The organism is Streptomyces collinus, from assembly GCF_031348265.1.
GTDB lineage: Bacteria > Actinomycetota > Actinomycetes > Streptomycetales > Streptomycetaceae > Streptomyces > Streptomyces collinus.
Genome location: NZ_CP133771.1, coordinates 4,274,691 through 4,295,455, shown reverse-complemented (window position 1 = coordinate 4,295,455; position 20,765 = coordinate 4,274,691). Strand labels below are relative to the sequence as shown.

The window sequence follows — 20,765 nt, the reverse complement described above, 5'->3', positions numbered from 1 at the left end:
ACTTCGGCCTCGGCCCCGAATTGCCCTCGACCGCAATGACCTCCGGGCCTCTGACCTGGACGTTTCGAATGGAGCGGTTGAGGGGAATCGGTCTCGCGCTCTCCAGCTTGGGAAGCTGCGAGCATCGGGGGCCGACTTGGGGTTGACCTGGGCGGAAGACTTCGAGACGCGTCTGCGGCGGCCGCCGCTGTCACCTCACGGCCCTCGGCCTCCGGGCCGCCCCGGAGGAGAGCCCCGGGGGCGGCCCGGAGGCCGAGGACGGTGAGGTGTTCCGGCAGAGGATCCGCGTGGCCGTGGACCGTGGATCACGCCCGCGCCCTGCGCGTCTCGCGCCGCCGAACTCCTGCCCGACGCGCCTGGCGGGCGATCCGGCGGAGGCGGTGCCCGTCGCTCCAGTGGACGCCCCGCCTTGCGATCTAGCGGGTGGACCCGGTGTGCTCCCGCACAGTCGCCGCCTCGCTCGCCGCCGTCCCGGCCCCCGGCTCGGCGCTCTTCCTCGCGAACCCGCGCCGGCCCGGCAGGACCGCGAGGACGATCAGTGTTCCGGCGGCCATGATGATCCCGCCGATGAGGCTGGTCTGGGCGACTCCGTGGGCGAAGGCCTGGTGGACGGCGTCCACGGCGGCCTGGGCCTGCTGGGGCCCGGCGGAGGGATCCTGCGCGACCCGCTCCGCGACGGCCAGGCCGGCGCCGACCGAGTCCTTGGCGGTCTCCATCGCCTCCGCCGGGAGCCGGTTGCCCACCAGGTCGGTCAGCTCGTCGCGGTAGGCCGTGCCCAGCAGCGAGCCCAGCACCGCGATGCCCAGCGCCCCGCCCAACTCCAGAGCGGTGTCGTTGACCCCGCCGCCGACGCCCAGCTCGGACTCGGGGAAGGAGCCCATGATCGTGTCGGTCGCCGGGGAGATGGCCAGTCCGAGCGCGAGGCCCAGCATCATCAGCGGCGCCAGGAAGTCCCCGTACGTCGACCCCTTGTCGATCTGGGTGAGCAGGAACATGCCCGCCGTGCCGACGGCCATGCCGGTCACGGCCATCACCCTCACCCCCAGCTTCGGGGCGAGCACCCCGGTCACCGCGGACCCGAGGAACACCGCACCGCCCAGCGGCAGCAGCCGTACACCCGTGTCCAGGGCGCCGTAGCCGAGGACGAACTGCAGGAACTGCGTCGCGTAGTAGATCACGGCGAACATGCCGAAGAAGAAGAACATCACCGCGAGCATCGAGCCGGTGAAGGGCCGCAGCGCGAACCTTCGGACGTCCAGCATCGGGTGCGGGCGCCGCAGCTCCCAGGCGACGAAGGCGACCAGACCGACACCGGCGACCACGGCGGCGGTGACGGGGCCGGCGCCCCAGCCGGCGTGCGGGCCCTCGATGGCGGCGTAGATCAGGGAGCCGACGGTGACGATCGACAGCAGACCACCGACGTAGTCGATCCGGCCCATGCCCTCCGCCTTGGACGGCGGTACCAGGGCGAGCGCGCCGAACACGGCGAGGACGGCGATCGGCACGTTGATCAGGAAGGTCGAGCCCCAGGCGTGGTCCTCGAGCAGCCAGCCGGAGACCAGCGGGCCGACGGCTACCGCCACACCGGAGGTCGCGGCCCAGGCGGTGATGGCCTTGGCCCGCTCGCTCCGGGGGAAGGTCGCGACCACCAGGGACAGCGTGGCCGGCATCACGACCGCGGCACCGACACCCATGATCGCGCGGGCCGCGATGACCAGCGAGGTCTCGTCGACCATGCTCCCCATCACCGAACCGGCGGCGAAGATCAGCAGACCCAGCACCAGCGCGCCGCGTCGGCTGTACTTGTCGCCGATCGCGCCCAGCACCAGCATCAGCGCCGCGTACGGAACGGTGTAGCTGTCGACGACCCACTGCAGATCACTGCTGCTCAGGCCTAGGTCGGTGGTCATGTCGGGGGCGGCGACGATCAGCGACGTGTTCGCCATCACCGTGATCAGCAGGCTCAGGCACAGCACGAGCAGCGCCCACCAGCGCCGCGCGTACGGCCCGGTCGTTTTCTCCACGGGGGTGTTCGCAAGGAAGGACATCAGTAGCTCCTGAGGGGGGCGGGGCGGACGAGCGGAATCACTTGATTGCCCGTGAGGGGAGCGGGCGACGGGCTGAGATCTCAGGGCTTCGAGATCATCCTGTGGCCCCTTGTGGGCTTCCCTCGGCGATCCCCTGGAGGGCTGCGTCGGTGTCCGCGGTGGCCAGCATCCTGTTGATGTCGGCGCCGGCCAGTGCGCCGGCCGCTGCGGAGGCCCCGACCTGGGCGACCAGATCGGTGGCGTTGCCGGCCACCCACACGCCCGGCACCTCGGTGGTGCCGGCCGTGCCGGAGGCGAAACCGCGGCCCATGTTCGGCAGGTCCTGCACCGGCAGGCCCAGACCTTCCAGGCCCTGGATGCGGGCCTGCATCTGCGCGGCGACCGCGAGGACGCGGCGGGCCACGACTTGGCCGTCGGCCAGGCGCACCCCGGCGAGGGCACCGTCCGTGTCGTTGACGGCCTCGGTGACCGGGGTGTCGATGACGCGGATGCCGCGGGCGGCGAAGCGGGCGCGGCTGTCCTCGTCCAGGTCGGTGCCGTGGGTGAAGTAGGTCAGGTCCTCGGTCAGCTGACGGAACAAGAACGCGTGGCCGATGGAGGCCGGGCCGGTGGCGAGGATGCCGATGGGCTCATCGCGCACCTCCCAGCCGTGGCAGTACGGGCAGTGCACCACACTGTGCCCCCAGTGCTCGGCGAGTCCGGGCACCTGTGGCAGCACATCCGTGAGGCCGGTGGCCACCAGGATGCGGCGAGCGGTGATGCTGCGGCCGTCGGCCAGGGTGACGGTGAACCGCAGGTCCCCGTCCGCCGACGGGGCGGCGGACTCGGCCGAGACCACCTCGCCGAACACGACGCGTCCGCCGTACTGGCGCACCTGCTCCCGGCCCCGTCGAAGGATCTCGGACGGCGGGGTGCCGTCCAGGGCGAGGAGGCCGTGCACGGCCTCCGCGGGCGCGTTGCGCGGGGAGCCGCTGTCGATCACGACGACCGAGCGGCGGGAGCGGGCGAGGATCAGTGCACCGTTCAGCCCCGCGGCGCCCCCGCCGATCACCACCGCGTCGACGGTCCCCTCGGCCAGTGCGTCGCTCGCGTACGGAGGAGTCGCCACAGCCATGGCCTCCTGCCTTTCCTTGTCAGTCATGGTTCGGTCAACCCTTCGAGTTCTGGGTGGTTGGTGGGGGTCAGCTGTTCAGAAAGCCGAGGATGTGGTCGGCGACCGTCTTGGGCTGTTCGAGGTGCAGGAAGTGCCCCGCGCCGAGGACAGCCCGACGTTCGTGATGTACAGATCCAGTCCGGCGACGAAACTCGCCGTCGCCAGGATCGCGAGGATCAGACCGGGCCTTGCAGGCCTGGAAGGCGTCGCAGCGCCGGGCGGGGCGGAGGAGTTCAAAAGCATGGGGTGCTCGCCATCGCGCCAGGCGTGCACGCAGCCTGTCCGGTGAGCTCAGGACCGTTGTGGACTGAACAGTCAGAAACCTAGGCAGTTCTGTACTGGGTTGTCAAATACGGTGGGTCGGCTTTACCTTCGATGTATGGCGAGACCGCGAAGCTTCGACCCCGACCACGTCCTCCACGCCGCCGAGCGGCAGTTCCGCACCTCGGGCTACAACGGCACGAGCGTCGACGACATCAGCGCCGCCACCGGCCTGGGGCGCGGCAGCCTCTACGCCGCGTTCGACGGCAAGCACGGCGTGCTGCTGCAGGCGATGGCCGGCTACTTCGCCCGGCTGGGGGAGGGTCCGCGGAAGGCGCTCGCCGGACCGGACGAGGGCGCCCTGGAACGACTGCACGCGTACTTGCTCCGCGCCGTCCACGGGGTGCCACTCGCCGCCGACGTACCCCCCGCCCCTGACCGGGCGGCAGCGGCCTGCTTCGCCGCCAAGATGGCCCTGGAGATCGGCGCCTCCGACTCCGAGGTGCAACGCCTGGCCAGCGACTGCTTCTCCGTAGTCCGCACGGCGGTGGCCGAGTGTGTGCGAGCGGCGCAGCGCAACGGCGACATCGACCCCGACGCGGATCCCGACGACCTTGCGTACCTTCTGCTGACCATCGTCCGCGGGACCGATGTGGTAGGCGCGTACGGCCACAGTCCCGCCCGCCTGACCTCGATCGCGGAGAGCGCGTTCGCCTTGCTGCCCCGCCCGCGCCACCGCTGAGCAGGGCACGGCCGGCCTCGTTGCACAGGCATCTGATGCGGACGGCCCACTTCGACGCCGTGGAGGCACGGCACACCCCTACGAACCCGCACCCGGGAACGCCGCCCCCCATCCCGGCGTCGGCCGATCCCCCGCCCGGAGGAGCGGAGCGACGACCGGTGCTTGAAGGGCGGCCCTGAGCGTCGTGTGACCGTTAACTCCGCCGCGACCCACGCCAGTTCGCATTACGATCACGTGGCCGTAGCTGAGCAGGACATCGCGAGGGGACACGGACGTGGGGAGAACACAGGGCCACGGAGGCCGCCGGCGGGGCGGGGGTGTGGCTGCGTTGGCTGTCGCCACGGTGTTGCTTCCGCTCGTCGCGGGGTGTGGCGGGGGCCGTGACGACGCCGACCCCGATGCCAAGGGCACTCAGAGGCCTGCCGGACAGCAGGGCGGGAGCAAGAGCGCAGACCAGAAGAGCGGGGACTTCCCGGACAAGGGTGTGATCGTCACCGCCTCGTGTTCCGTGCCGGCGAGCAATCCGGCACGAGTGACGGTCACGGGCTGGAATCCGACAACGTGGGAACAAACCGTCTCCCGGACCTTCACCGTCCCGGCCGAGGCTGTGGTCGCGGAGGCCGACGACGTCGCCTCCCCGCTCGTGGAGCTGTGCGCTGACAACTTCCCCGGTGTCGGCACGTCCGAGGACGGGCCACGTGCCGTCGCCGCCACCCGGCTGCGGCAACTCTTCGACGAGGACTTCTCCCGGATGGCCGTCGTCCTCATCGATCGAGAGACCGAGGCGACCGGGGTGGGCTACGTCGACACCAGCGGCAAGCTGACCAAGCTGTCCGGTGAACAGAGCGCGGACTTCGGTGACGCGCCCAGAGAGGAGAACGCCGTCTTCGCCCCGGACGGGAAGGCTGTCTGGTTCACCGAGGAGGACTCCTCGGATCGTGTGCGGATCGCCAGCCGCTCCGTCGCGGGAGACCATGCCGTGACCGAACAGGGGGGCGGTGATGCCGGTTACATGGACGGGGCCGACCTTGCGCTCGCGGGTGACCCGGTGCGCGGGCTCTTCGGCAAGGAAGTCCGGATCAGTCCCGACGGGCGTAAGGCGACGGCCTTCATCACCTGGAAGGGCTACAGCGTGGCCGACGTGCCACAGCGCAGTGCGCTGCTCAAGGCCGAGGGTGTGAAGGCAGCTCGCACCCCCTTTGACGCCGACTGCCACCCCTACGGCTGGGTCGACGACAGGACCGTGCTGTGCGGGCCCCGGCTCGGCGACACCAAGGACCCGAAGCGGAAGAACTCCTTCTGGACGCTGGACGCTTCTCGGCTCGACGGCACGGCGGATCTCCCGAAGGGTGCCATGGGTGACCCGATCATCCCGGCGACGGACCGGAAGAACACGGTGCGGGCCATTTCGCAGAACGGCAAGCAGATGATCTTCGCCTCGCTCCAGGGCACCCGGCTCGAGTTCTTCATCTCCGCCATCGCCCCCGGCGCCACCCCGAAGAAGATCACTGCAGGGGGCGCGGACAAGGCGCTGAGCGTGGGGGACGTCCTGGAGTGGCGGTAGAGGCCGTCAGCCTCTGAAGCCGGCAGACCGGCCGGGGGCGGGCGCCGGTCCGGCGCTTGTCGCTCGCGCGGGAGTGTCCGGCGCCCGCCCCCTACGCGATCAGGCCTGTGCCGTGGCCCCCCGGCCGAGGTGCCGGACGAAGAAGCGGACCGCGCTGTCGAACTCGAACCGCGGGAGTTCCTTGTGCCTGCCCGTGTTGGCGTGCAGCGTCTTCTCCTTCGACGCGAAGGCGTCGAACAGGGCCAGGCCGGAGGCGCGCGGGATGTGCTCGTCGTCCCACTGCAGCGTGAACTCCACCGGGACGGTGATCCGCTTCGCGTGTTCGGCCAGGGCGTCGGGCCAGTGGAGGCCGAAGACCGCGGCGGTGATCCGGGGGTCGGACGCGGTCAGCGGGACGCCGATCGCCGTGCCCATGTTCAGGCCGAGCCAGCCGACCGGGCCGCCGGAGCCGATCTCCGGCAGTCCCTGGAGGGCGTCGAGGGCCGCCCGGTACTCCGGTACCGCGCGTTCGGCCAGGTGGGCGTTGTAGCGGACGACGATCGGGCCGACGGGCTCGCCCTGGGTCATGGCGCGCTGCATCAGGGCGATCTCCCGCTCGTCGTGTGCCGTGCGGGGCCGGTCGCCGTGACCGGGCGCGTCGAGGACGGCGACGTGGAAGCCGCACTCGGTCACGAGGGGCCTGGCACGGCCCGCCATCGCGGGTGCCTTCTTGTGGGTGCCGCCACCGTGGCCCATCAGTACCAGGGGTGCGCGGCCGGCGCCGGAAGCGGGGGACCAGAGGACGCCGGGGACCGTGCCCACGGTGAAGTCGCGTTCGAGGACGCCGTCCGACGAGGTTTCAGTGGTGAACTGCAGAGAGTGCATGGGTGTTGCCTTTCGGGAGGCCTGGTTCTTCGAGGCGCTCCCGGCGACACCTACGTCACTCGCCCGACCGTGACGACGAGGTGGAGCACCCACAGGGATACAGCGTTCATGGGTCTCACCTCCTCGGACCGTGTCACGGTGCTTCGCAAGCTATCGCCCCGGCTGCCTGTGGCCCAACTGCTTTTCCGCGCCCGGACCGACACCGCCGTGCTCACCCCGGGCGGCAGTGCTCCTCCAGGTAGTTCGCCGCCAGCGTGCTCGCGCGGGTGAACCAGTCGTGCAGGACCGCGATCTCGTCCGGGGAGTAGTCCGCGAAGAGGTGCGTGAGGCGGGCGTAGTACGGCTCGTAGACCTCTCGGACACGGGCGACCGCGTCGGGTCTGGCCGCCACGCGGATGCGGCGGCGGTCCGTGGGGTCGGGGCGGCGGGTGATGTAGCCGGCGCGTTCCAGGCGGTTGAGGATGCCGGTGACCGCGCCGGTGGTGACGTGGACGCGGGCCGCCAGGTCACCTGCTGTGGGGAGGTTCTCGCCGGCCTCGATCACATAGGCGAAACAGGTGAGGTCGGTCACACTGAGGCCCACCTGCTGGGCGATCTCGTGCTGTCCGACCAGGTGCGTCGCGATGAGCTGGTCCATCGCCGAGAGCGCCTGCTCGGGTGTGGCGGCCGGACGCGGCTTCGCTGACATTCCCAGATCCCTTAGTTCGTGAGATGTTTGGGCTGTAAAAGTCTTAGCACATGAAGGGTTCGGCGGACAGGAGCCCTTGGGCACGAAGGGAGTGACACGTGAGTGCACATCAGTATGACCACGGGCACACGGTCGCGGGTTGGGTCGGAACCGGCATCGCCAGCGTCGGGGCCGTAGCGGCGGGGCTCGGGGTCATCACGGTCTCGGGCGTGCTGATCGCCGGAGGTCTGGCGATCGGGGTCGTGAGCCTGCTCGTCACCTGGGCCCTGCATCTCGCCGGGTGGGGGAAGGGGCCCGGTCTGCGGCCCCGGGCGGAATGGGGATGGCGGGTGCGGGACTCGGCGGCTCCGGGCGGGCACGCGGAGTGCCTGGCGTGCCGGCTGGCCGGGCGGGGGCGTGGCGTGGGTGCGGTGGTGCCGGCCATGCCTGCCCAGCGCGAGAGCGAGCCGGAGACCGTCGCCTCCGGCGGGGCCGCCGACTCCGTGCGCTGAGGCCGCTCCTCACGGGCCCGCTCCTTACCGGCGCTCCTCACGGGCGCCCCTCCCCGGCCCTCTCCCTCCCAGGCCCTCTCCCTACCCGCGCTCCCACCGGCCGTCCCGCGTTGTCAGTGGTGCCCCTTACTCTCGGCAGGGATGGCACAGGCATGGAAGTGCTCGGGACTGCGGTGGTCGGCGGACGGCCCCGTGCTGGTGTGGGACGGCGGCCGGCCCAGTGCGCTGGCCCGGGGGAAACGCGTCGCCTTCGGGGTCGCGGAGGGCGGTGTGCGCACCTGCGTGGGGGCGCGGGGGCATGCGTGCCCGGTCGGTGCGGCCGTGCCGGGGCGCAGTACGGGGGCGCGGTGCGAGGAGTGTGCGCGGCTGGACCGGGCGCACTCCGTGGCGGCGGACACCGTTGCCGACGATCCCCGGCCGTACCGCGTCTATCTGGCGTGGTTCGGACCCGGCATGGTCAAGGTGGGGATCACGGCGGAGGCGCGGGGCTCCGCACGGCTGCTGGAGCAGGGCGCCGTCTGTTTCAGCTGGCTCGGCGTCGGTCCGCTCATGGCCGCGCGGCGTACGGAGGAGCTGCTGCGGGCCGCCCTGCGGGTGCCCGACCGGATCCCGTACGCCGAGAAGCGGGCGGTCCGGGCCACGCTGCCGGAGACCGCCGCCGACCGGGCCCGTGAGGTGGCCGAGCTGTACGAGCGGGCGATCGCGCTCCCCGCGTGGCCGGATTCGCTCGTGCGGGAGCCGCTGCGGGTCGTCGATCACGTGGGGGTGTTCGGGCTCGGGGGGCTGCCCGCCGCCGTCGGGCAGGTGAGCGAGCTCGTCGCCGGGGGTGCGGTCGGCGGAGAGCTGGTCGCGGCCGCCGGGCCCGATCTGCATCTGGCCACCGGGGGCGGGGTGGTGGTGCTGGACACGCGGTTGATGACGGGGTGGGGGCTGGTGCCTGCCGCGGCGGGTGAACTGACCGTGCCGACCCGGCAGTTCAAGGAGGCGGCCGGCGTGCAGGACGGGTTGTTCTGATCCGGCCGGGAGCTTTCCCAGGCTTTGCCTGAGAACCGCCTGTGTGTTTCTCAGAGAAATCACAGGTTGCCGAAAGCGTGTTCTCAGAGCTCCCCGACATCGTGTTCACATGACCACGACCTCGCCCCAGGGGCGCACCGAACTGCTCAGGCCGGACGGGAGCCCCGTCCGCGTGCTGGTGGTCGACGACGAGATGTCGATCACCGAGCTGCTGTCCATGGCACTGCGCTATGAGGGATGGCAGATCAGGAGTGCCGGTGACGGCACGGGCGCGATCCAGGCCGCCCGCGACTTCCGGCCCGACGCCGTGGTCCTCGACATGATGCTGCCCGACATGGACGGGCTGGCCGTGCTCGGGCGGCTGCGCCGGGAGCTGCCGGACGTACCGGTGCTCTTCCTCACCGCCAAGGACGCCGTCGAGGACCGGATCGCCGGGCTGACGGCGGGCGGGGACGACTACGTCACCAAGCCGTTCAGCCTGGAGGAGGTCGTCGCACGGCTGCGCGGGCTGATACGCCGCTCCGGTGCCGCCGACCGGCGCTCGGAATCCGTGCTGGTCGTCGGCGACCTCACCCTCGACGAGGACAGCCACGAGGTGACCCGGGCCGGGGACGGCATCCACCTGACCGCGACCGAGTTCGAGCTGCTGCGGTTCCTGATGCGCAATCCGCGGCGCGTGCTCAGCAAGGCGCAGATCCTCGACCGCGTGTGGTCGTACGACTTCGGCGGCCAGGCCAATGTCGTCGAGCTCTACATCTCCTATCTGCGGCGGAAGATCGACGCCGGGCGCGAGCCGATGATTCACACGCGGCGCGGCGCCGGGTACCTGATCAAGCCCGCGGCCTCATGAGCGGCCGACGGCGGCCGCGTACGCAGCAGCGGGCGGGCAGGCGGTGGGCAGGCAAGCCGCGCACGCTGCGGACACGGCTCGTCGTCGCGTCCGTGGTGCTGATCGCGGTGGTGTGTGCGGTGATCGGGACCGTGACGACGCTCGCGCTGAAGTCCCACCTCTACGAGCAGCTGGACGGGCAGCTCGGCGCGGCCGCGTCCAGGGCCGCGCAGAGCCCGCCCAGGGAACCGGGCACGGACGGGGACGACGGGCCCGCCGGGCAGAAGAAGGAGAGCCTCACCGACTTCGTCACGCGGGGGCCCCAGCCGGGCGGCACGGTCGTCGCCGAGGTCGAGGGCGGCCGGATCACGGACTCCGCGTACGGCGTGACGGACGACAACTACCAGGTGACCCCCCGGAAGCTGAACCCCGCCCAGACCGCCGCGCTCGCCTCACTGCCGCAGTCCCCCGGAGATCCGAGCACCGTCGACATCCCGGGCCTGGGCGCGTACCGGGTCGAGTTCAAGAGCGGCGACAAGGGCAGCTACTACGTCGCCATCCCGACCGCCGACGTCGACAACACCATCAGCACCCTCATCCTGGTGGAGCTCAGCGTCACGGCTGCCGGTCTCGCCGCCGCCGGTCTCGCCGGTCACGTACTGGTCGGCGTCGCCACCCGCCCCCTGCGCCGCGTCGCCGCCACCGCCACCCGCGTCTCCGAACTGCCCCTGCACACCGGTGAGGTGAACCTCAGCGAGCGGGTCCCCGACTCCGAGACCGACCCGCACACCGAGGTCGGCCGGGTCGGCGCCGCGCTCAACCGGATGCTGGACCACGTCCACGGGGCGCTGCACGCACGGCAGCAGAGCGAGACACGTGTCCGGCAGTTCGTCGCCGACGCCAGTCACGAACTCAGAACACCCCTCGCCTCCATCCGCGGCTACGCCGAACTCACCCGACGCGGCAGGGAACAGGTCGGGCCCGACACCCGGCACGCGCTGGGCCGGATCGAGTCCGAGGCAGGCCGGATGACCCTCCTCGTGGAGGATCTGCTGCTGCTCGCCCGGCTCGACGCGGGACGGCCGCTCCAGTTCGAGCAGACCGACCTCGCCCCGCTCGTCGTGGACACCATCAGCGACGCCCGGGCGGCCGGCCAGGACCACAACTGGCGTCTCGACCTGCCCGACGAGCCCGCGCTCGTGTCGGCGGACGCGGCCCGGCTGCAACAGGTGCTGATCAACCTGCTCGGCAACGCCCGCACCCACACACCGCCCGGCACGACCGTCACCGCCCGCGTCCAGCGGCGCGGGACCTGGCTGTGCGTGGACGTCGAGGACAACGGGCAGGGCATCCCGCCCGCGCTGCTCCCGCACGTCTTCGAGCGGTTCGCGCGGGGCGATTCCGCGCGCTCCCGGGCGACCGGCTCGACCGGTCTGGGCCTCGCCATCGTGCAGGCCGTGGCGAGCGCGCACGGCGGTGCCGTGACCGTCGACAGCGTGCCCGGGCGGACCGTGTTCACGGTGCACCTGCCCGCGCTGCCGCTCCAGCCGCAGCCGGACATGAGCCGGCAGCAGCACTCACAGGCACGCCACAGCGTCACCACATCGGCGCAACAGGGCGCCTGACGAAAGTCGGTTCCATGCGAACCGACTCTTCTCCCGGCACCCTGCCGGCGCGGGAGCACCTCCCGGCCGCACCAGCCGGTACGCCTGTCCTGGACGTAGTGATCCCCGTCTACAACGAGGAGAAGGACCTCCAGCCGTGCGTCCGCAGACTGCACGAGCACCTCGACCGGACGTTCCCGTACGCGTTCCGCATCACGATCGCGGACAACGCCTCCACGGACACCACCCCGCAGGTGGCGCGGCAACTGGCGGCGCAGATCCCCGAGGTCACCACCTTCCGCCTGGAGCAGAAGGGGCGCGGCCGGGCCCTGCGGGCCGTCTGGTCCGCCTCGGACGCCCCGGTCCTCGCCTACATGGACGTGGACCTGTCCACCGACCTCAACGCCCTGCTCCCGCTGGTGGCGCCGCTGATCTCCGGCCACTCCGACCTCGCGATCGGCTCCCGGCTGACCCGCAGTTCGCGCGTGGTGCGCGGCCCCAAGCGGGAGTTCATCAGCCGGGCCTACAACCTCATCCTGCGCGGCTCGCTCCAGGCGCGGTTCTCGGACGCGCAGTGCGGCTTCAAGGCGATCCGCCGGGACGTGGCGCAGATACTGCTGCCCCTCGTCGAGGACACCGGCTGGTTCTTCGACACCGAGATGCTGGTGCTCGCCGAGCGTGCGGGGCTGCGGATCCACGAGGTGCCGGTCGACTGGGTCGACGACCCCGACTCGACCGTGCACATCGTGAAGACCGCGACCGACGACCTCAAGGGCGTGTGGCGGGTCGGCAGGGCCCTGGCCACCGGCTCGCTGTCGCTGGACCGGCTCGCCCGGCCGTTCGGCGACGACCCGCGCGACCGGGACATCGAGGACGTGCCGAAGGGACTGGCCCGCCAGCTCGTCGGGTTCTGCGTGGTCGGCGCCCTGTCCACCCTGTTCTACCTGCTGCTCTACAGCGGCTTCCGGGTGTTCACCGGCTCTCAGACCGCCAACGCCCTCGCCCTGCTGGTCTCGGCGGTCGCCAACACCGCGGCCAACCGGCGGCTCACCTTCGGGGTGCGCGGGCGGGGCGGGGCCGTACGGCACCAGGCGCAGGGCCTGGTGGTCTTCGGGATCGGACTCGCCCTGACCAGCGGCTCGCTCGCGGCACTGAACGCGGCGACCTCCGAACCCGCCCACTCCACCGAACTGGCCGTCCTCGTCGCGGCCAACCTCGCGGCCACCGTGCTGCGCTTCCTGCTCTTCCGGGCGTGGGTGTTCCCGGACCGGCGCGAGGACGACTCGGCGCGTGCCGCCTCGCCCTCGTACGACACCACCCCCTTCCGCGCCGGTGAAGTCGCGGACTCCTGGCGGGACGCCACCGTGCAGCTGCTGCCGGTACGCCCGCACGACACCGATGCGAGGGACTCGCGATGACCGTCCACTTCGACCAGCAGATCACCGGCAGAGGCGCGAGCCCCGGCACCCGGCCCCCGGCATCCGAGCCGCACGCCGGTGCCCCGGCCCGGCCCTTCCCGCAGCGGCTGTGGCGCGGCCGCCCCGAGGACCCCCGCTGGGCCCGCCCGGCCTTCCTCGCCGTGCTGCTGGCGACGGCCGTCCTCTACCTGTACAACCTGAGCGCCTCCGGCTACGCCAACTCCTTCTACTCCGCGGCCGTTCAGGCGGGCAGCCAGTCCTGGAAGGCGTTCTTCTTCGGCTCGCTGGACGCGGCGAACGCCATCACCGTCGACAAGCCCCCGGCCGCGCTGTGGCCGATGGCCCTCTCCGTGCGGCTCTTCGGTCTCAGCTCCTGGGCGATCCTCGTGCCCGAGGTCCTGATGGGCGTCGGCACGGTGGCCGTCGTGTACGCGGCCGTGCGCCGCCGGTTCAGCCCCGCGGCCGGTCTGATCGCGGGTGCCGTGCTGGCGCTCACCCCCGTCGCGGCGCTGATGTTCCGCTTCAACAACCCCGACGCGATGCTGGCGCTGCTGATGGCGGTGGCCTGCCTGCTCGTCATCCGCGCCCTGGAGGACGGCCGCACGAAGTGGCTCCTGTGGGCCGGTGCCGCGATCGGCTTCGCCTTCCTCGCGAAGACGCTCCAGGCCTTCCTGATCCTGCCGCCGCTCGCCCTCGTCTACGGCGTCTGCGCCCCCGTGCCGGTGAAGAAGCGGATCGGCCAACTCGCCGCGGGGCTCGCCGCGATCGTCGTCTCCGGCGGCTGGTGGGTCGCGATCGTCGAACTGTGGCCCGCGTCCTCCCGCCCGTACATCGGCGGCTCGCAGAACAACAGCTTCCTCGAACTGACCTTCGGCTACAACGGCCTGGGGCGCCTCAACGGCGACGAGACCGGCAGCGTCGGAGGCGGCGGGGGCGGCAACGGCGGTGGGGCCTGGGGCGAGACCGGCTGGGACCGGATGTTCGGCTCCTCCATCGGCGGCCAGATCTCCTGGCTGATCCCGGCCGCGCTGATCCTCCTCGTCGCGGGGCTGGTGGCCACGCGCCAGGCCCGCCGGACCTCGGCGACCCGCGGCGCGTTCCTGGTGTGGGGCGGCGCGCTGCTCACGACCATGCTCGTCTTCAGCTACATGCAGGGCATCTTCCACGAGTACTACACGGTCGCCCTCGCCCCCTACATCGCCCCGCTGATCGGCATGGGCGCGGCACTGCTCTGGGAGAAGCGGGACAAGGCGTGGGCGTCGCTGACCCTGGCCGCCGCGATGACGGCGACCGCGGCCTGGGGATACGTCCTGCTCAACCGTTCCTCCGACTACCTGCCCTGGCTCAAGTGGCTCGTCCTGGCCGGCGGTCTGACGGCTGCCCTCGGCCTGATCTTCGCCGGGCGGCTGGGACGCCGGCTGGCCCTGGGAGCGGCCGGGCTCGGCCTCGTCGCCGCGCTGGCCGGCCCGGCGGCGTACACCCTCACCACGGTGAACGAGGGGCACACCGGCTCGATCGTCACGGCGGGCCCGGCGGTCGCGGGCGGCCGCGGCGGACCGGGCGGTGGCGGCGGTCCCGGCGGAGGCGGCTTCCCGGGCGGCGGCCCGAACCAGCAGGGCCAGAACCAGCAGGGTCAGAACCAGAACCAGCAGAATGGCAACGGCTTCCCCGGCGGCGGCCCGAACCAGCAGGGTCAGAACCAGCAGGGCCAGAACCAGAACCAGCAGAACGGCGACGGCGGTCGTACGGGCGGCATGGGCGGAGGCGGTGGAGTCGGCGGCCTGCTCAACGGCGCCGGCGTCACCTCCGAGGCCAAGAAGCTGCTGGAGACCGACGCCGACCGGTACACGTGGGCCGCGGCGGCCATCGGTGCCCAGAACGCGGCGAGTTACCAGCTGTCCACCGGCGACCCGGTGATGGCCATCGGCGGCTTCAACGGCACGGACCCGTCCCCGACCCTGGCCCAGTTCAAGAAGTACGTGGCGGACGGAAAGATCCACTACTTCATCGCCTCGGGCGGCATGGGCGGCGGCATGGGCGGCAGCAGCGACGGCACCTCCTCCCAGATCACCTCCTGGGTCGAGGCCACCTTCAAGAAGGTCACGGTCGGTTCGGCCACGTTCTACGACCTCACCCAGAAGGCGAGCAGCTGACACGTCCCTGACCGGGCGAAGGGCGGTGGCCGAAAGCCACCGCCCTTCGCCGTCCCCGCGGAAAACGCCGTTGTACGCCGTATAGGAACTGTTCTACGGTGTACAGCATGACGACGTCCCCCCAGGAAACGGTGCCGCCGCAGACGGCCCACGGAAGCCACCCGCAACGCTGGCTGATCCTCGGTGTCATCTGCCTCGCGCAGCTCACCGTGCTGCTCGACAACACGATCCTGAACGTGGCCATCCCCTCGCTCACCCGCGAGATGGACGCGACGACCGCCGACGTCCAGTGGATGATGAACGCCTACGCACTGGTCCAGTCGGGCCTGCTGCTCACCGCGGGCAACGCCGCCGACCGCTACGGCCGCAAGCTGCTGCTGATGTCCGGCCTGGCGATCTTCGGCCTGGGCTCGCTGGCGGCCGGCCTCTCCCAGAGCCCGGGCCAGCTGATCGCGGCCCGCGCGGGCATGGGCGTCGGCGGCGCGCTGCTGATGACCACGATCCTCGCGGTCGTCGTGCAGATCTTCGACGACCAGGAGCGGGTGAAGGCCATCGCGCTGTGGTCGACGGTCAGTTCGCTCGGCTTCGCGGCCGGACCGCTGATCGGCGGCGTGATGCTGAACCACTTCTGGTGGGGCGCGATCTTCCTCATCAACATCCCGGTCGCGCTGCTCGGCCTGGTCGCGGTCGCCGCGCTGGTGCCGGAGTCGAAGCACAAGGCCGGTGACCGGCCCGACCTGCTCGGCGCGGTGCTCTCGACCATCGGCATGACGGCCGTCGTGTACGCGATCATCACCGGGCCCGAGCACGGCTGGACCTCCGCTCAGGTGCTGGTCTCGGCGCTGATCGGCGTGGTCGTGCTCGGCCTGTTCGTGCTGTGGGAGCTGCGGACCGAGCACCCGATGCTCGACATGCACTTCTTCCGCAACCAGAAGTTCGTGGGCGCGGTCGCCGGCGCGATCCTCGTGGCGTTCGGCATGACGGGGTCGCTGTTCCTGCTCACCCAGCACCTCCAGTTCGTCCTCGGCTACGAGCCGCTGGACGCCGGGCTGCGGACGGCGCCGCTGGCGCTGACCGTCGTCGCGCTCAACTTCACGGGGGTCGGGGCGAAGCTGGTGCTCAGGGCGGGCACCCCGGCGGCGATCGCGCTCGGCATGACCCTGGTCTCCGCGGGGCTGGCGGCGATCGCGCTGCTCGGTGGACACGGGTACGGGGGGATGCTGCTCGGGCTGATCGTGATGGGCGCGGGTGTGGCCCTGTCCATGCCGGCGATGGCCAACGCGATCATGGGCGCGATACCGCCGGAGAAGGCGGGTGTGGGAGCGGGGATCAACGGGACGCTCGCGGAGTTCGGCAACGGTCTGGGCGTCGCCGTTCTCGGGGCGGTGCTCAACTCCCGGTTCGCCTCGCTGGTCGCCGTGTCCGCGGCGTCGTTGCCGGCGGCGCTGGCGGCGGCCGACAGTGCCGAGGAGAAGGCGCGCATCTCCGACGCGTTCGCCTCCGGGCTGGAGACCAGTCAGCTGGTGGGGGCGGTTGCCGTGCTGGCCGGGGGACTGGTCGCGGCGGCGTTGCTTCGGCGAGCTGAGCGGGGAGAGTCCGCCTAGGAGCTCGGGGTGTGCGGTCGTCGTGTGCGTGCGGCGCCGCTGTGGTTGATCGCGCCCACGCGGCGGAGCCGCACAATGAGACAGTCCCGCGCCCCTGAGGGGCGCCTAGCATGATCGGCAGTAAGACGTCGAGGAAGGTGCGCCATGGCGAAAGCCGCCCGGCAGGATCAGTCGCGGTCCAGCGTCTGGCTGGAGGGCAAGGCGCACCGGCGGCGCGGTGGCGGGCAGCCCTCGGGGCTGGACCGGGACCGGATCATCGAGGTCACCGTGCGGCTGCTGGACGCCGAAGGACTGGCCAAGTTCTCGATGCGGCGGCTGGCCGGCGAGCTGAACGTCACCGCGATGTCCGTCTACTGGTACGTCGACACCAAGGACGACCTGCTCGAACTGGCCCTGGACGAGGTCATGGGCGGGATGCGGCTGCCCGATCCGGACGCCGGCGAGGACTGGCGGGACCAGGTGCGGGCGCTCGCCCGGGAGTACCGGACGCTGCTCGTGCGGCACCCCTGGGTGTCCGCGCTGGTCGGGGTCTTCCTCAACATCGGCCCCAACAGCCTGGCGTTCTCCCGGGTGGTCCAGCGCGTCGTCCGCAGGACCGGACTGCCCGCGAAACGCATGACGAGCACGATCTCGGCCGTCTTCCAGTTCGTCTACGGCTACGGCACCCTGGAGGGCCACCTCGCCTCCCGGGCCACGGCCGGCGGCATGAGCGTCGACGAGTACTTCCAGCAGGCCCTGAGCGCCGTGACCGCCGCCCCGCAGGCCGCCGACGTCCTGAAGGAGTCGCGGGAGATCATGGCGGCCCGCGGCGGCGACACGGTCGCCGAGATGCTGGAGCGCGACTTCGAGTTCGCGCTGGAACTGCTGATCGCGGGCATCGAGGCGATGGTCACCCGCGAGCGGGAAGCCGCCGCAGAGGGCTGACCTACTCCCCTTCGACCAGTCGCGCCGGGAACCCGCCGGTCGCCACCGGCCCCCACCGCTCCGGCGTGATCCGAATGATCGACTTGCCCTGCTTGAGCATGGCCGCGCGGTACTCGTCCCAGTCCGGGTGCTCCCCGGCGATGTTCCGGTAGTACTCGACGAGCGGTTCGACGGAGTCGGGGGAGTCGACGACCTCGGCCGTGCCGTCGATCTGCACCCAGGGGCCGTTCCAGTCGTCGCTGAGCACGAGCAGGCTCACGCGGGGGTCCCGCTTGGCGTTGCGGGTCTTGGCGCGCTCCGGGTAGGTGGAGACCACGATCCGGCCGGCGTCGTCGACGCCGCAGGTCAGCGGGGAGCCCTGGGGGCCGGCGTCGGCCCTGCGGGTCAGCAGGATCGCGTGGTGCCGGGGGCGTACGAAGTCGAGCAACTCGTCCAGGGAGACGCGGGTGTTCGTCGCGATGTTCGGTGCCATGTGCGGCAGCCTACGACGCCAGGGCTTCGGCGAGGTCGTCGTACACGGGGACGTCCCGCCGCAGGCCGGTCAGCTCCAGGATGCGGCCCGTGACCCCCTCCGGCCGGGCCACCAGACGCACCACGGCCCCGGGAGGCAGCCGGCGCCGCACGTCGTTGATGAGGCGGACGCCCTGGGAGTCCATGAAGGAGGTCGTGCTCAGGTCCAGGACGAGGACCTCCAGCCGGTCGTCCCGGGCCCCGGCCGCGGACAGGACGAGCGGCAGCAGCTCCGCCGCGTTGCAGAAGTCGATCTCGGCGGGCATCGTGATGTGGACGCGACCGGGGAGATCGCGCGGTTCTGTGGGAATCGTGAAGAAGGTCACGGCATTCACCTGGCAGACGTTCGTCCGGTTCCGGTAAGGCCGCTTCCTGACCCGTGGCGCCATTCCACCATGCGGGGGGCCGGTGGCGGAAGCGCCCCGCAGCGGCGTCGGCCGGGCGTCACTTGGAGGCAACCGAACAGTTAGAGTGCTGTCCGTCCTGTGCTCGCAGTCGGGAATGTGCTGCGGAGCTCTCCTGCGCACGGCCATGGCCGTGCATGCCGAAGAGGTTCGTGGTGGCTGCGTCCGAGTTTCCTGATTTGCCCCGTTTTCCGGCTGGCGCCGAGCTGGCCGAGGCCCTCACGGTGGCTTCTCAGCAGCTGCACGAAACCCTCACGCCGCACAGCGCCCTGCGCACGGCGGTCCGGCTGGCGGTGCATCTCATGCCGGGCGCCGAGCACGCCGGCATCTCCGTGATCGAGCGCGGCAACAAGCTCCGCGCGCTCGCCTGGACCGACGAGGTCGTGCGCTCCGCCGAGTCCCGCTACACCGGCCGCGAACAGCACGGGCTGTGGGACCAGTTGTGGAACAGCCCGGTCGCGCAGATAACGGACAGCGAGGCGGACGACGGCTGGGACGTGCTGGCGGCCCTGGGCCTGCGCTCGGCGCTGTCGCTGAGACTGCGCGCCGACCGGCGCCGGCTGACCGTCCTCACGGCCTACGCGCGCAAACCGGGCGCCTTCGACGAGGAGGCCACGCGCGTCGGCCGGCTGTTCAGCGCGCACGTCAGCATCGCCCTGGACTCGGCGACCGTACGCGAGCAGCTCACCGAGGCCATGCACACCAGGGACCTGATCGGCCAGGCGACCGGCATCCTCATGGAACGCCAGGGCATCGACGCGTCGGCGGCCTTCGAGAGCCTGGTGCGGGCCTCCCAGCGGGAGAACGTGAAACTGCGCGACCTCGCCCGCAGGATCGTCGGGGCGCACAACACCCCCTGAAGTGAGGTGGATTACGTCGGGGGCGTGTCCGGCCGGTGACGGGATACCCGTACGGTCATGAGCTCCGAAGCGTCCGACACGCTGGACCAGGCGATGGTGCGCAGCAGCGGTCTCGACACCCTGCTGCGCGATCTGACCGACCGCGCGGTGCAGGAAGTGCCCGGCGCCGAGGCGTGCAGCATCACCGTGCGCCGCGCCGGCCGGCTGCTCACCCTGGCCGGCAGCGACGGCATGCCCAGCGGCCTGGACCTGCGCCAGTACGAGAACGGCTCGGGGCCCTGCGTGGACGCGGCCGAGACCGGCGAGGAGCAGTACACCCCGGATCTCGCCGAGGAGTCCCGCTGGCCGTCGTACGCGCAGTACGCGCTCTCCACCGGCGTCCGCTGTGTGCTGGCGGTGCCGGTCGCCGTCGAGGGCGAGAGCGGCGCCGCGCTCAACTACTACGGGGTGCGGGCCGGGGCGCTGGACACGGGCCGGGACGCGGCCCGTGCCTTCGCGGCCCGGGCCGGGGACGCGATCGACGTGGCGCTGCGGATCGAACGCCGGCGCCAGTCGGCGGCCGATGTGCGCACCGCGCTGCTCTCCCGCAGCGTCATCGACCAGGCGGTAGGCATCCTGATGGCCAGGGAGCGCATCGACGCACGGATCGCGCTGGAGCGGCTGCGCCGGGTCTCGCAGGACCGGAACGTCAAGCTGCGGGACCTGTGCAGCCAGTTGGTGGCGCGGGTGTCCGCCCCGGACTCACACCGCCGGAAGTGACTCGCCCTGCACGGCCTGGATGTCCAGCTCCACCTTGAGCGTCGTGCCGATCGCGGCGATGCCCGCCTGGAGGACCTGGTTGTAGTTCATCGCGAAGTCCTCGCGGTGCAGTTCGGTCGTCGCGCGGAACGCCGCCCGGGTGCCGCCCCAGGGGTCCGGACCCGTGCCGAGGTAGGCCAGATCAAGGTCCACGGGCCGGACGACCCCGTGCATGCCCAGCTCGCCGTGGACGGTCCACCGGTCGGGCCCGGCCGCCGTCAGCCCCGTCGACCGGAAGGTGATCTCCGGGAACCGCTCGGCATCGAGGAAGTCCGGCGACTTCAGGTGCCCGTCGCGCATGCCGTTGCCCGTGTCGATGGAAGCGGCCCGGATCACCGCCTCCACACGCGACTTGGTGACGTCGTCCGGGGCGATCTCGATCGAGCCGGAGAACTCCGTGAACCGGCCGTGCACGCTGGAGATGCCCAGGTGCTGGGCCACGGCGGCCACGCTGGAGTGCACCGGGTCGACGGTCCACGGCCCGGGCGGCGGCAGCTCGGTGCCGCCCTGCCGCGCCAGCGTCACCGAGCCGACCTCGGCCCGGCCGCTCGCCGTGACGATCACGCTGGAGGCCGCGGGCGCATAGCCCACCGCCGTGACGATGACGGTGTACGCCCCTGCCTCCATCGGCGTCGCGTCCCGCACGGCGCCCTCCGCGTCGGCCTCGGCCCGCAGCACCTGCGCACCGGTCATGTCCGCCACCGTGACGACCGCGTGCGACACGGCCCATCCGTCCCGGGTGCGGATCCTCGCGGTCAGTCCCATCTCAACTGCTCCTCAGAAAGAAACCGGCCCGCGACAGGGGGCGCACCTCCGCTCAGAGCGCGCCCCCCTGC

Annotated in this window: 19 protein-coding genes; 12 read left to right on the top strand and 7 right to left on the bottom strand. The window is 71.6% G+C overall.

Going from position 1 to position 20,765, the window contains the following annotated elements; genetic code table 11:
- Positions 1-416: 416 nt before the first annotated feature.
- Together RFN52_RS19525 and RFN52_RS19520 are read right to left on the bottom strand one after the other, a co-directional pair.
- Complete coding sequence (locus RFN52_RS19525; RefSeq protein ID WP_184847884.1) at positions 417-2,048, bottom strand: MFS transporter; 1,632 nt, start codon at positions 2,046-2,048, stop codon at positions 417-419.
- A 94-nt stretch (positions 2,049-2,142) separates the two neighbouring features.
- Positions 2,143-3,162, bottom strand: coding sequence for an NAD(P)/FAD-dependent oxidoreductase (locus tag RFN52_RS19520; protein WP_184853959.1), 1,020 nt, complete (start codon positions 3,160-3,162; stop codon positions 2,143-2,145).
- Between the two features lie 418 nt (positions 3,163-3,580).
- Between RFN52_RS19520 and RFN52_RS19515 the strand changes: the two genes are divergently transcribed.
- Positions 3,581-4,204, top strand: a complete 624-nt coding sequence (locus RFN52_RS19515; RefSeq protein ID WP_184847883.1) for a TetR/AcrR family transcriptional regulator — start codon at positions 3,581-3,583, stop codon at positions 4,202-4,204.
- Positions 4,205-4,532: 328 nt separating this feature from the next.
- Complete coding sequence (locus tag RFN52_RS19510; RefSeq protein WP_184847882.1) at positions 4,533-5,768, top strand: hypothetical protein; 1,236 nt, start codon at positions 4,533-4,535, stop codon at positions 5,766-5,768.
- A gap of 99 nt (positions 5,769-5,867) precedes the next feature.
- Here RFN52_RS19510 and RFN52_RS19505 read toward each other — a convergent pair whose 3' ends face one another.
- Positions 5,868-6,632 carry an alpha/beta fold hydrolase gene (locus RFN52_RS19505; RefSeq protein ID WP_184847881.1) on the bottom strand — a complete coding sequence of 255 codons (765 nt, stop codon included), beginning with the start codon at positions 6,630-6,632 and terminating at the stop codon, positions 5,868-5,870.
- A gap of 211 nt (positions 6,633-6,843) precedes the next feature.
- The gene (locus RFN52_RS19500; protein WP_184847880.1) at positions 6,844-7,320 is read right to left on the bottom strand and encodes a MarR family winged helix-turn-helix transcriptional regulator; all 477 of its coding nucleotides are present in this window, start codon (positions 7,318-7,320) and stop codon (positions 6,844-6,846) included.
- Positions 7,321-7,418: 98 nt separating this feature from the next.
- Here RFN52_RS19500 and RFN52_RS19495 point away from each other — a divergent pair, with 98 nt between their 5' ends.
- The 8 genes from RFN52_RS19495 (at position 7,419) to RFN52_RS19460 (ending at position 17,357) form a co-directional block, all read left to right on the top strand.
- Positions 7,419-7,811 carry an HGxxPAAW family protein gene (locus RFN52_RS19495; RefSeq protein WP_184847879.1) on the top strand — a complete coding sequence of 131 codons (393 nt, stop codon included), beginning with the start codon at positions 7,419-7,421 and terminating at the stop codon, positions 7,809-7,811.
- A 141-nt stretch (positions 7,812-7,952) separates the two neighbouring features.
- Entirely contained in the window at positions 7,953-8,825 is an 873-nt protein-coding gene (locus tag RFN52_RS19490) for a DUF2797 domain-containing protein (RefSeq protein WP_184847878.1), read from the top strand.
- Between the two features lie 109 nt (positions 8,826-8,934).
- Positions 8,935-9,675 carry a response regulator transcription factor gene (locus RFN52_RS19485; protein WP_033309794.1) on the top strand — a complete coding sequence of 247 codons (741 nt, stop codon included), beginning with the start codon at positions 8,935-8,937 and terminating at the stop codon, positions 9,673-9,675.
- Positions 9,672-11,279 (top strand): sensor histidine kinase, encoded by a 1,608-nt coding sequence (locus RFN52_RS19480; protein WP_184847877.1) that lies wholly within the window; start codon positions 9,672-9,674, stop codon positions 11,277-11,279. Before RFN52_RS19485 ends, RFN52_RS19480 begins: the two co-directional genes overlap by 4 nt.
- 14 nt (positions 11,280-11,293) lie before the next feature.
- Positions 11,294-12,676: a bifunctional glycosyltransferase family 2/GtrA family protein gene (locus RFN52_RS19475; protein WP_184847876.1), complete on the top strand. Its 1,383-nt coding sequence runs from the start codon at positions 11,294-11,296 to the stop codon at positions 12,674-12,676.
- Entirely contained in the window at positions 12,673-14,829 is a 2,157-nt protein-coding gene (locus tag RFN52_RS19470; RefSeq protein WP_184847875.1) for an ArnT family glycosyltransferase, read from the top strand. The genes RFN52_RS19475 and RFN52_RS19470 overlap by 4 nt, the downstream gene beginning before the upstream one ends.
- A 107-nt stretch (positions 14,830-14,936) precedes the next feature.
- The gene (locus RFN52_RS19465; protein WP_184847874.1) at positions 14,937-16,433 is read left to right on the top strand and encodes an MFS transporter; all 1,497 of its coding nucleotides are present in this window, start codon (positions 14,937-14,939) and stop codon (positions 16,431-16,433) included.
- Positions 16,434-16,577: 144 nt separating this feature from the next.
- A complete protein-coding gene (locus RFN52_RS19460) occupies positions 16,578-17,357 on the top strand; it encodes a TetR/AcrR family transcriptional regulator (RefSeq protein ID WP_184847873.1) in 780 nt (259 codons plus the stop codon).
- A 1-nt stretch (position 17,358) separates the two neighbouring features.
- Here the strand turns inward: RFN52_RS19460 and RFN52_RS19455 are convergent, their stop codons facing one another.
- The gene (locus RFN52_RS19455) at positions 17,359-17,829 is read right to left on the bottom strand and encodes a PPOX class F420-dependent oxidoreductase (RefSeq protein WP_184847872.1); all 471 of its coding nucleotides are present in this window, start codon (positions 17,827-17,829) and stop codon (positions 17,359-17,361) included.
- Positions 17,830-17,839: 10 nt separating this feature from the next.
- Positions 17,840-18,202, bottom strand: a complete 363-nt coding sequence (locus RFN52_RS19450; protein ID WP_268254252.1) for an STAS domain-containing protein — start codon at positions 18,200-18,202, stop codon at positions 17,840-17,842.
- A gap of 206 nt (positions 18,203-18,408) precedes the next feature.
- Here RFN52_RS19450 and RFN52_RS19445 point away from each other — a divergent pair, with 206 nt between their 5' ends.
- Both RFN52_RS19445 and RFN52_RS19440 read left to right on the top strand, forming a co-directional pair.
- The gene (locus RFN52_RS19445) at positions 18,409-19,131 is read left to right on the top strand and encodes a GAF and ANTAR domain-containing protein (protein WP_184847870.1); all 723 of its coding nucleotides are present in this window, start codon (positions 18,409-18,411) and stop codon (positions 19,129-19,131) included.
- 57 nt (positions 19,132-19,188) lie between these two features.
- Positions 19,189-19,890, top strand: a complete 702-nt coding sequence (locus RFN52_RS19440) for a GAF and ANTAR domain-containing protein (protein WP_184847869.1) — start codon at positions 19,189-19,191, stop codon at positions 19,888-19,890.
- Here the strand turns inward: RFN52_RS19440 and RFN52_RS19435 are convergent.
- Positions 19,873-20,694, bottom strand: a complete 822-nt coding sequence (locus RFN52_RS19435; RefSeq protein WP_184847868.1) for a YceI family protein — start codon at positions 20,692-20,694, stop codon at positions 19,873-19,875. The two genes, RFN52_RS19440 and RFN52_RS19435, sit on opposite strands and share 18 nt — an antisense overlap.
- Positions 20,695-20,765 lie beyond the last annotated feature (71 nt).

Bases quoted from the DNA above. Each gene is read 5' to 3' on its own strand.
- RFN52_RS19500 (WP_184847880.1), bottom strand. From the start codon at position 7,320: ATGTCAGCGAAGCCGCGTCCGGCCGCCACACCCGAGCAGGCGCTCTCG.
- RFN52_RS19445 (WP_184847870.1), top strand. From the start codon at position 18,409: ATGCCGAAGAGGTTCGTGGTGGCTGCGTCCGAGTTTCCTGATTTGCCC.
- RFN52_RS19485 (WP_033309794.1), top strand. From the start codon at position 8,935: ATGACCACGACCTCGCCCCAGGGGCGCACCGAACTGCTCAGGCCGGAC.
- RFN52_RS19465 (WP_184847874.1), top strand. From the start codon at position 14,937: ATGACGACGTCCCCCCAGGAAACGGTGCCGCCGCAGACGGCCCACGGA.
- RFN52_RS19525 (WP_184847884.1), bottom strand. From the start codon at position 2,048: ATGTCCTTCCTTGCGAACACCCCCGTGGAGAAAACGACCGGGCCGTAC.
- RFN52_RS19470 (WP_184847875.1), top strand. From the start codon at position 12,673: ATGACCGTCCACTTCGACCAGCAGATCACCGGCAGAGGCGCGAGCCCC.
- RFN52_RS19440 (WP_184847869.1), top strand. From the start codon at position 19,189: ATGAGCTCCGAAGCGTCCGACACGCTGGACCAGGCGATGGTGCGCAGC.
- RFN52_RS19480 (WP_184847877.1), top strand. From the start codon at position 9,672: ATGAGCGGCCGACGGCGGCCGCGTACGCAGCAGCGGGCGGGCAGGCGG.
- RFN52_RS19475 (WP_184847876.1), top strand. From the start codon at position 11,294: ATGCGAACCGACTCTTCTCCCGGCACCCTGCCGGCGCGGGAGCACCTC.
- RFN52_RS19505 (WP_184847881.1), bottom strand. From the start codon at position 6,632: ATGCACTCTCTGCAGTTCACCACTGAAACCTCGTCGGACGGCGTCCTC.
- RFN52_RS19515 (WP_184847883.1), top strand. From the start codon at position 3,581: ATGGCGAGACCGCGAAGCTTCGACCCCGACCACGTCCTCCACGCCGCC.
- RFN52_RS19520 (WP_184853959.1), bottom strand. From the start codon at position 3,162: ATGGCTGTGGCGACTCCTCCGTACGCGAGCGACGCACTGGCCGAGGGG.
- RFN52_RS19455 (WP_184847872.1), bottom strand. From the start codon at position 17,829: ATGGCACCGAACATCGCGACGAACACCCGCGTCTCCCTGGACGAGTTG.
- RFN52_RS19490 (WP_184847878.1), top strand. From the start codon at position 7,953: ATGGCACAGGCATGGAAGTGCTCGGGACTGCGGTGGTCGGCGGACGGC.
- RFN52_RS19435 (WP_184847868.1), bottom strand. From the start codon at position 20,694: ATGGGACTGACCGCGAGGATCCGCACCCGGGACGGATGGGCCGTGTCG.
- RFN52_RS19460 (WP_184847873.1), top strand. From the start codon at position 16,578: ATGGCGAAAGCCGCCCGGCAGGATCAGTCGCGGTCCAGCGTCTGGCTG.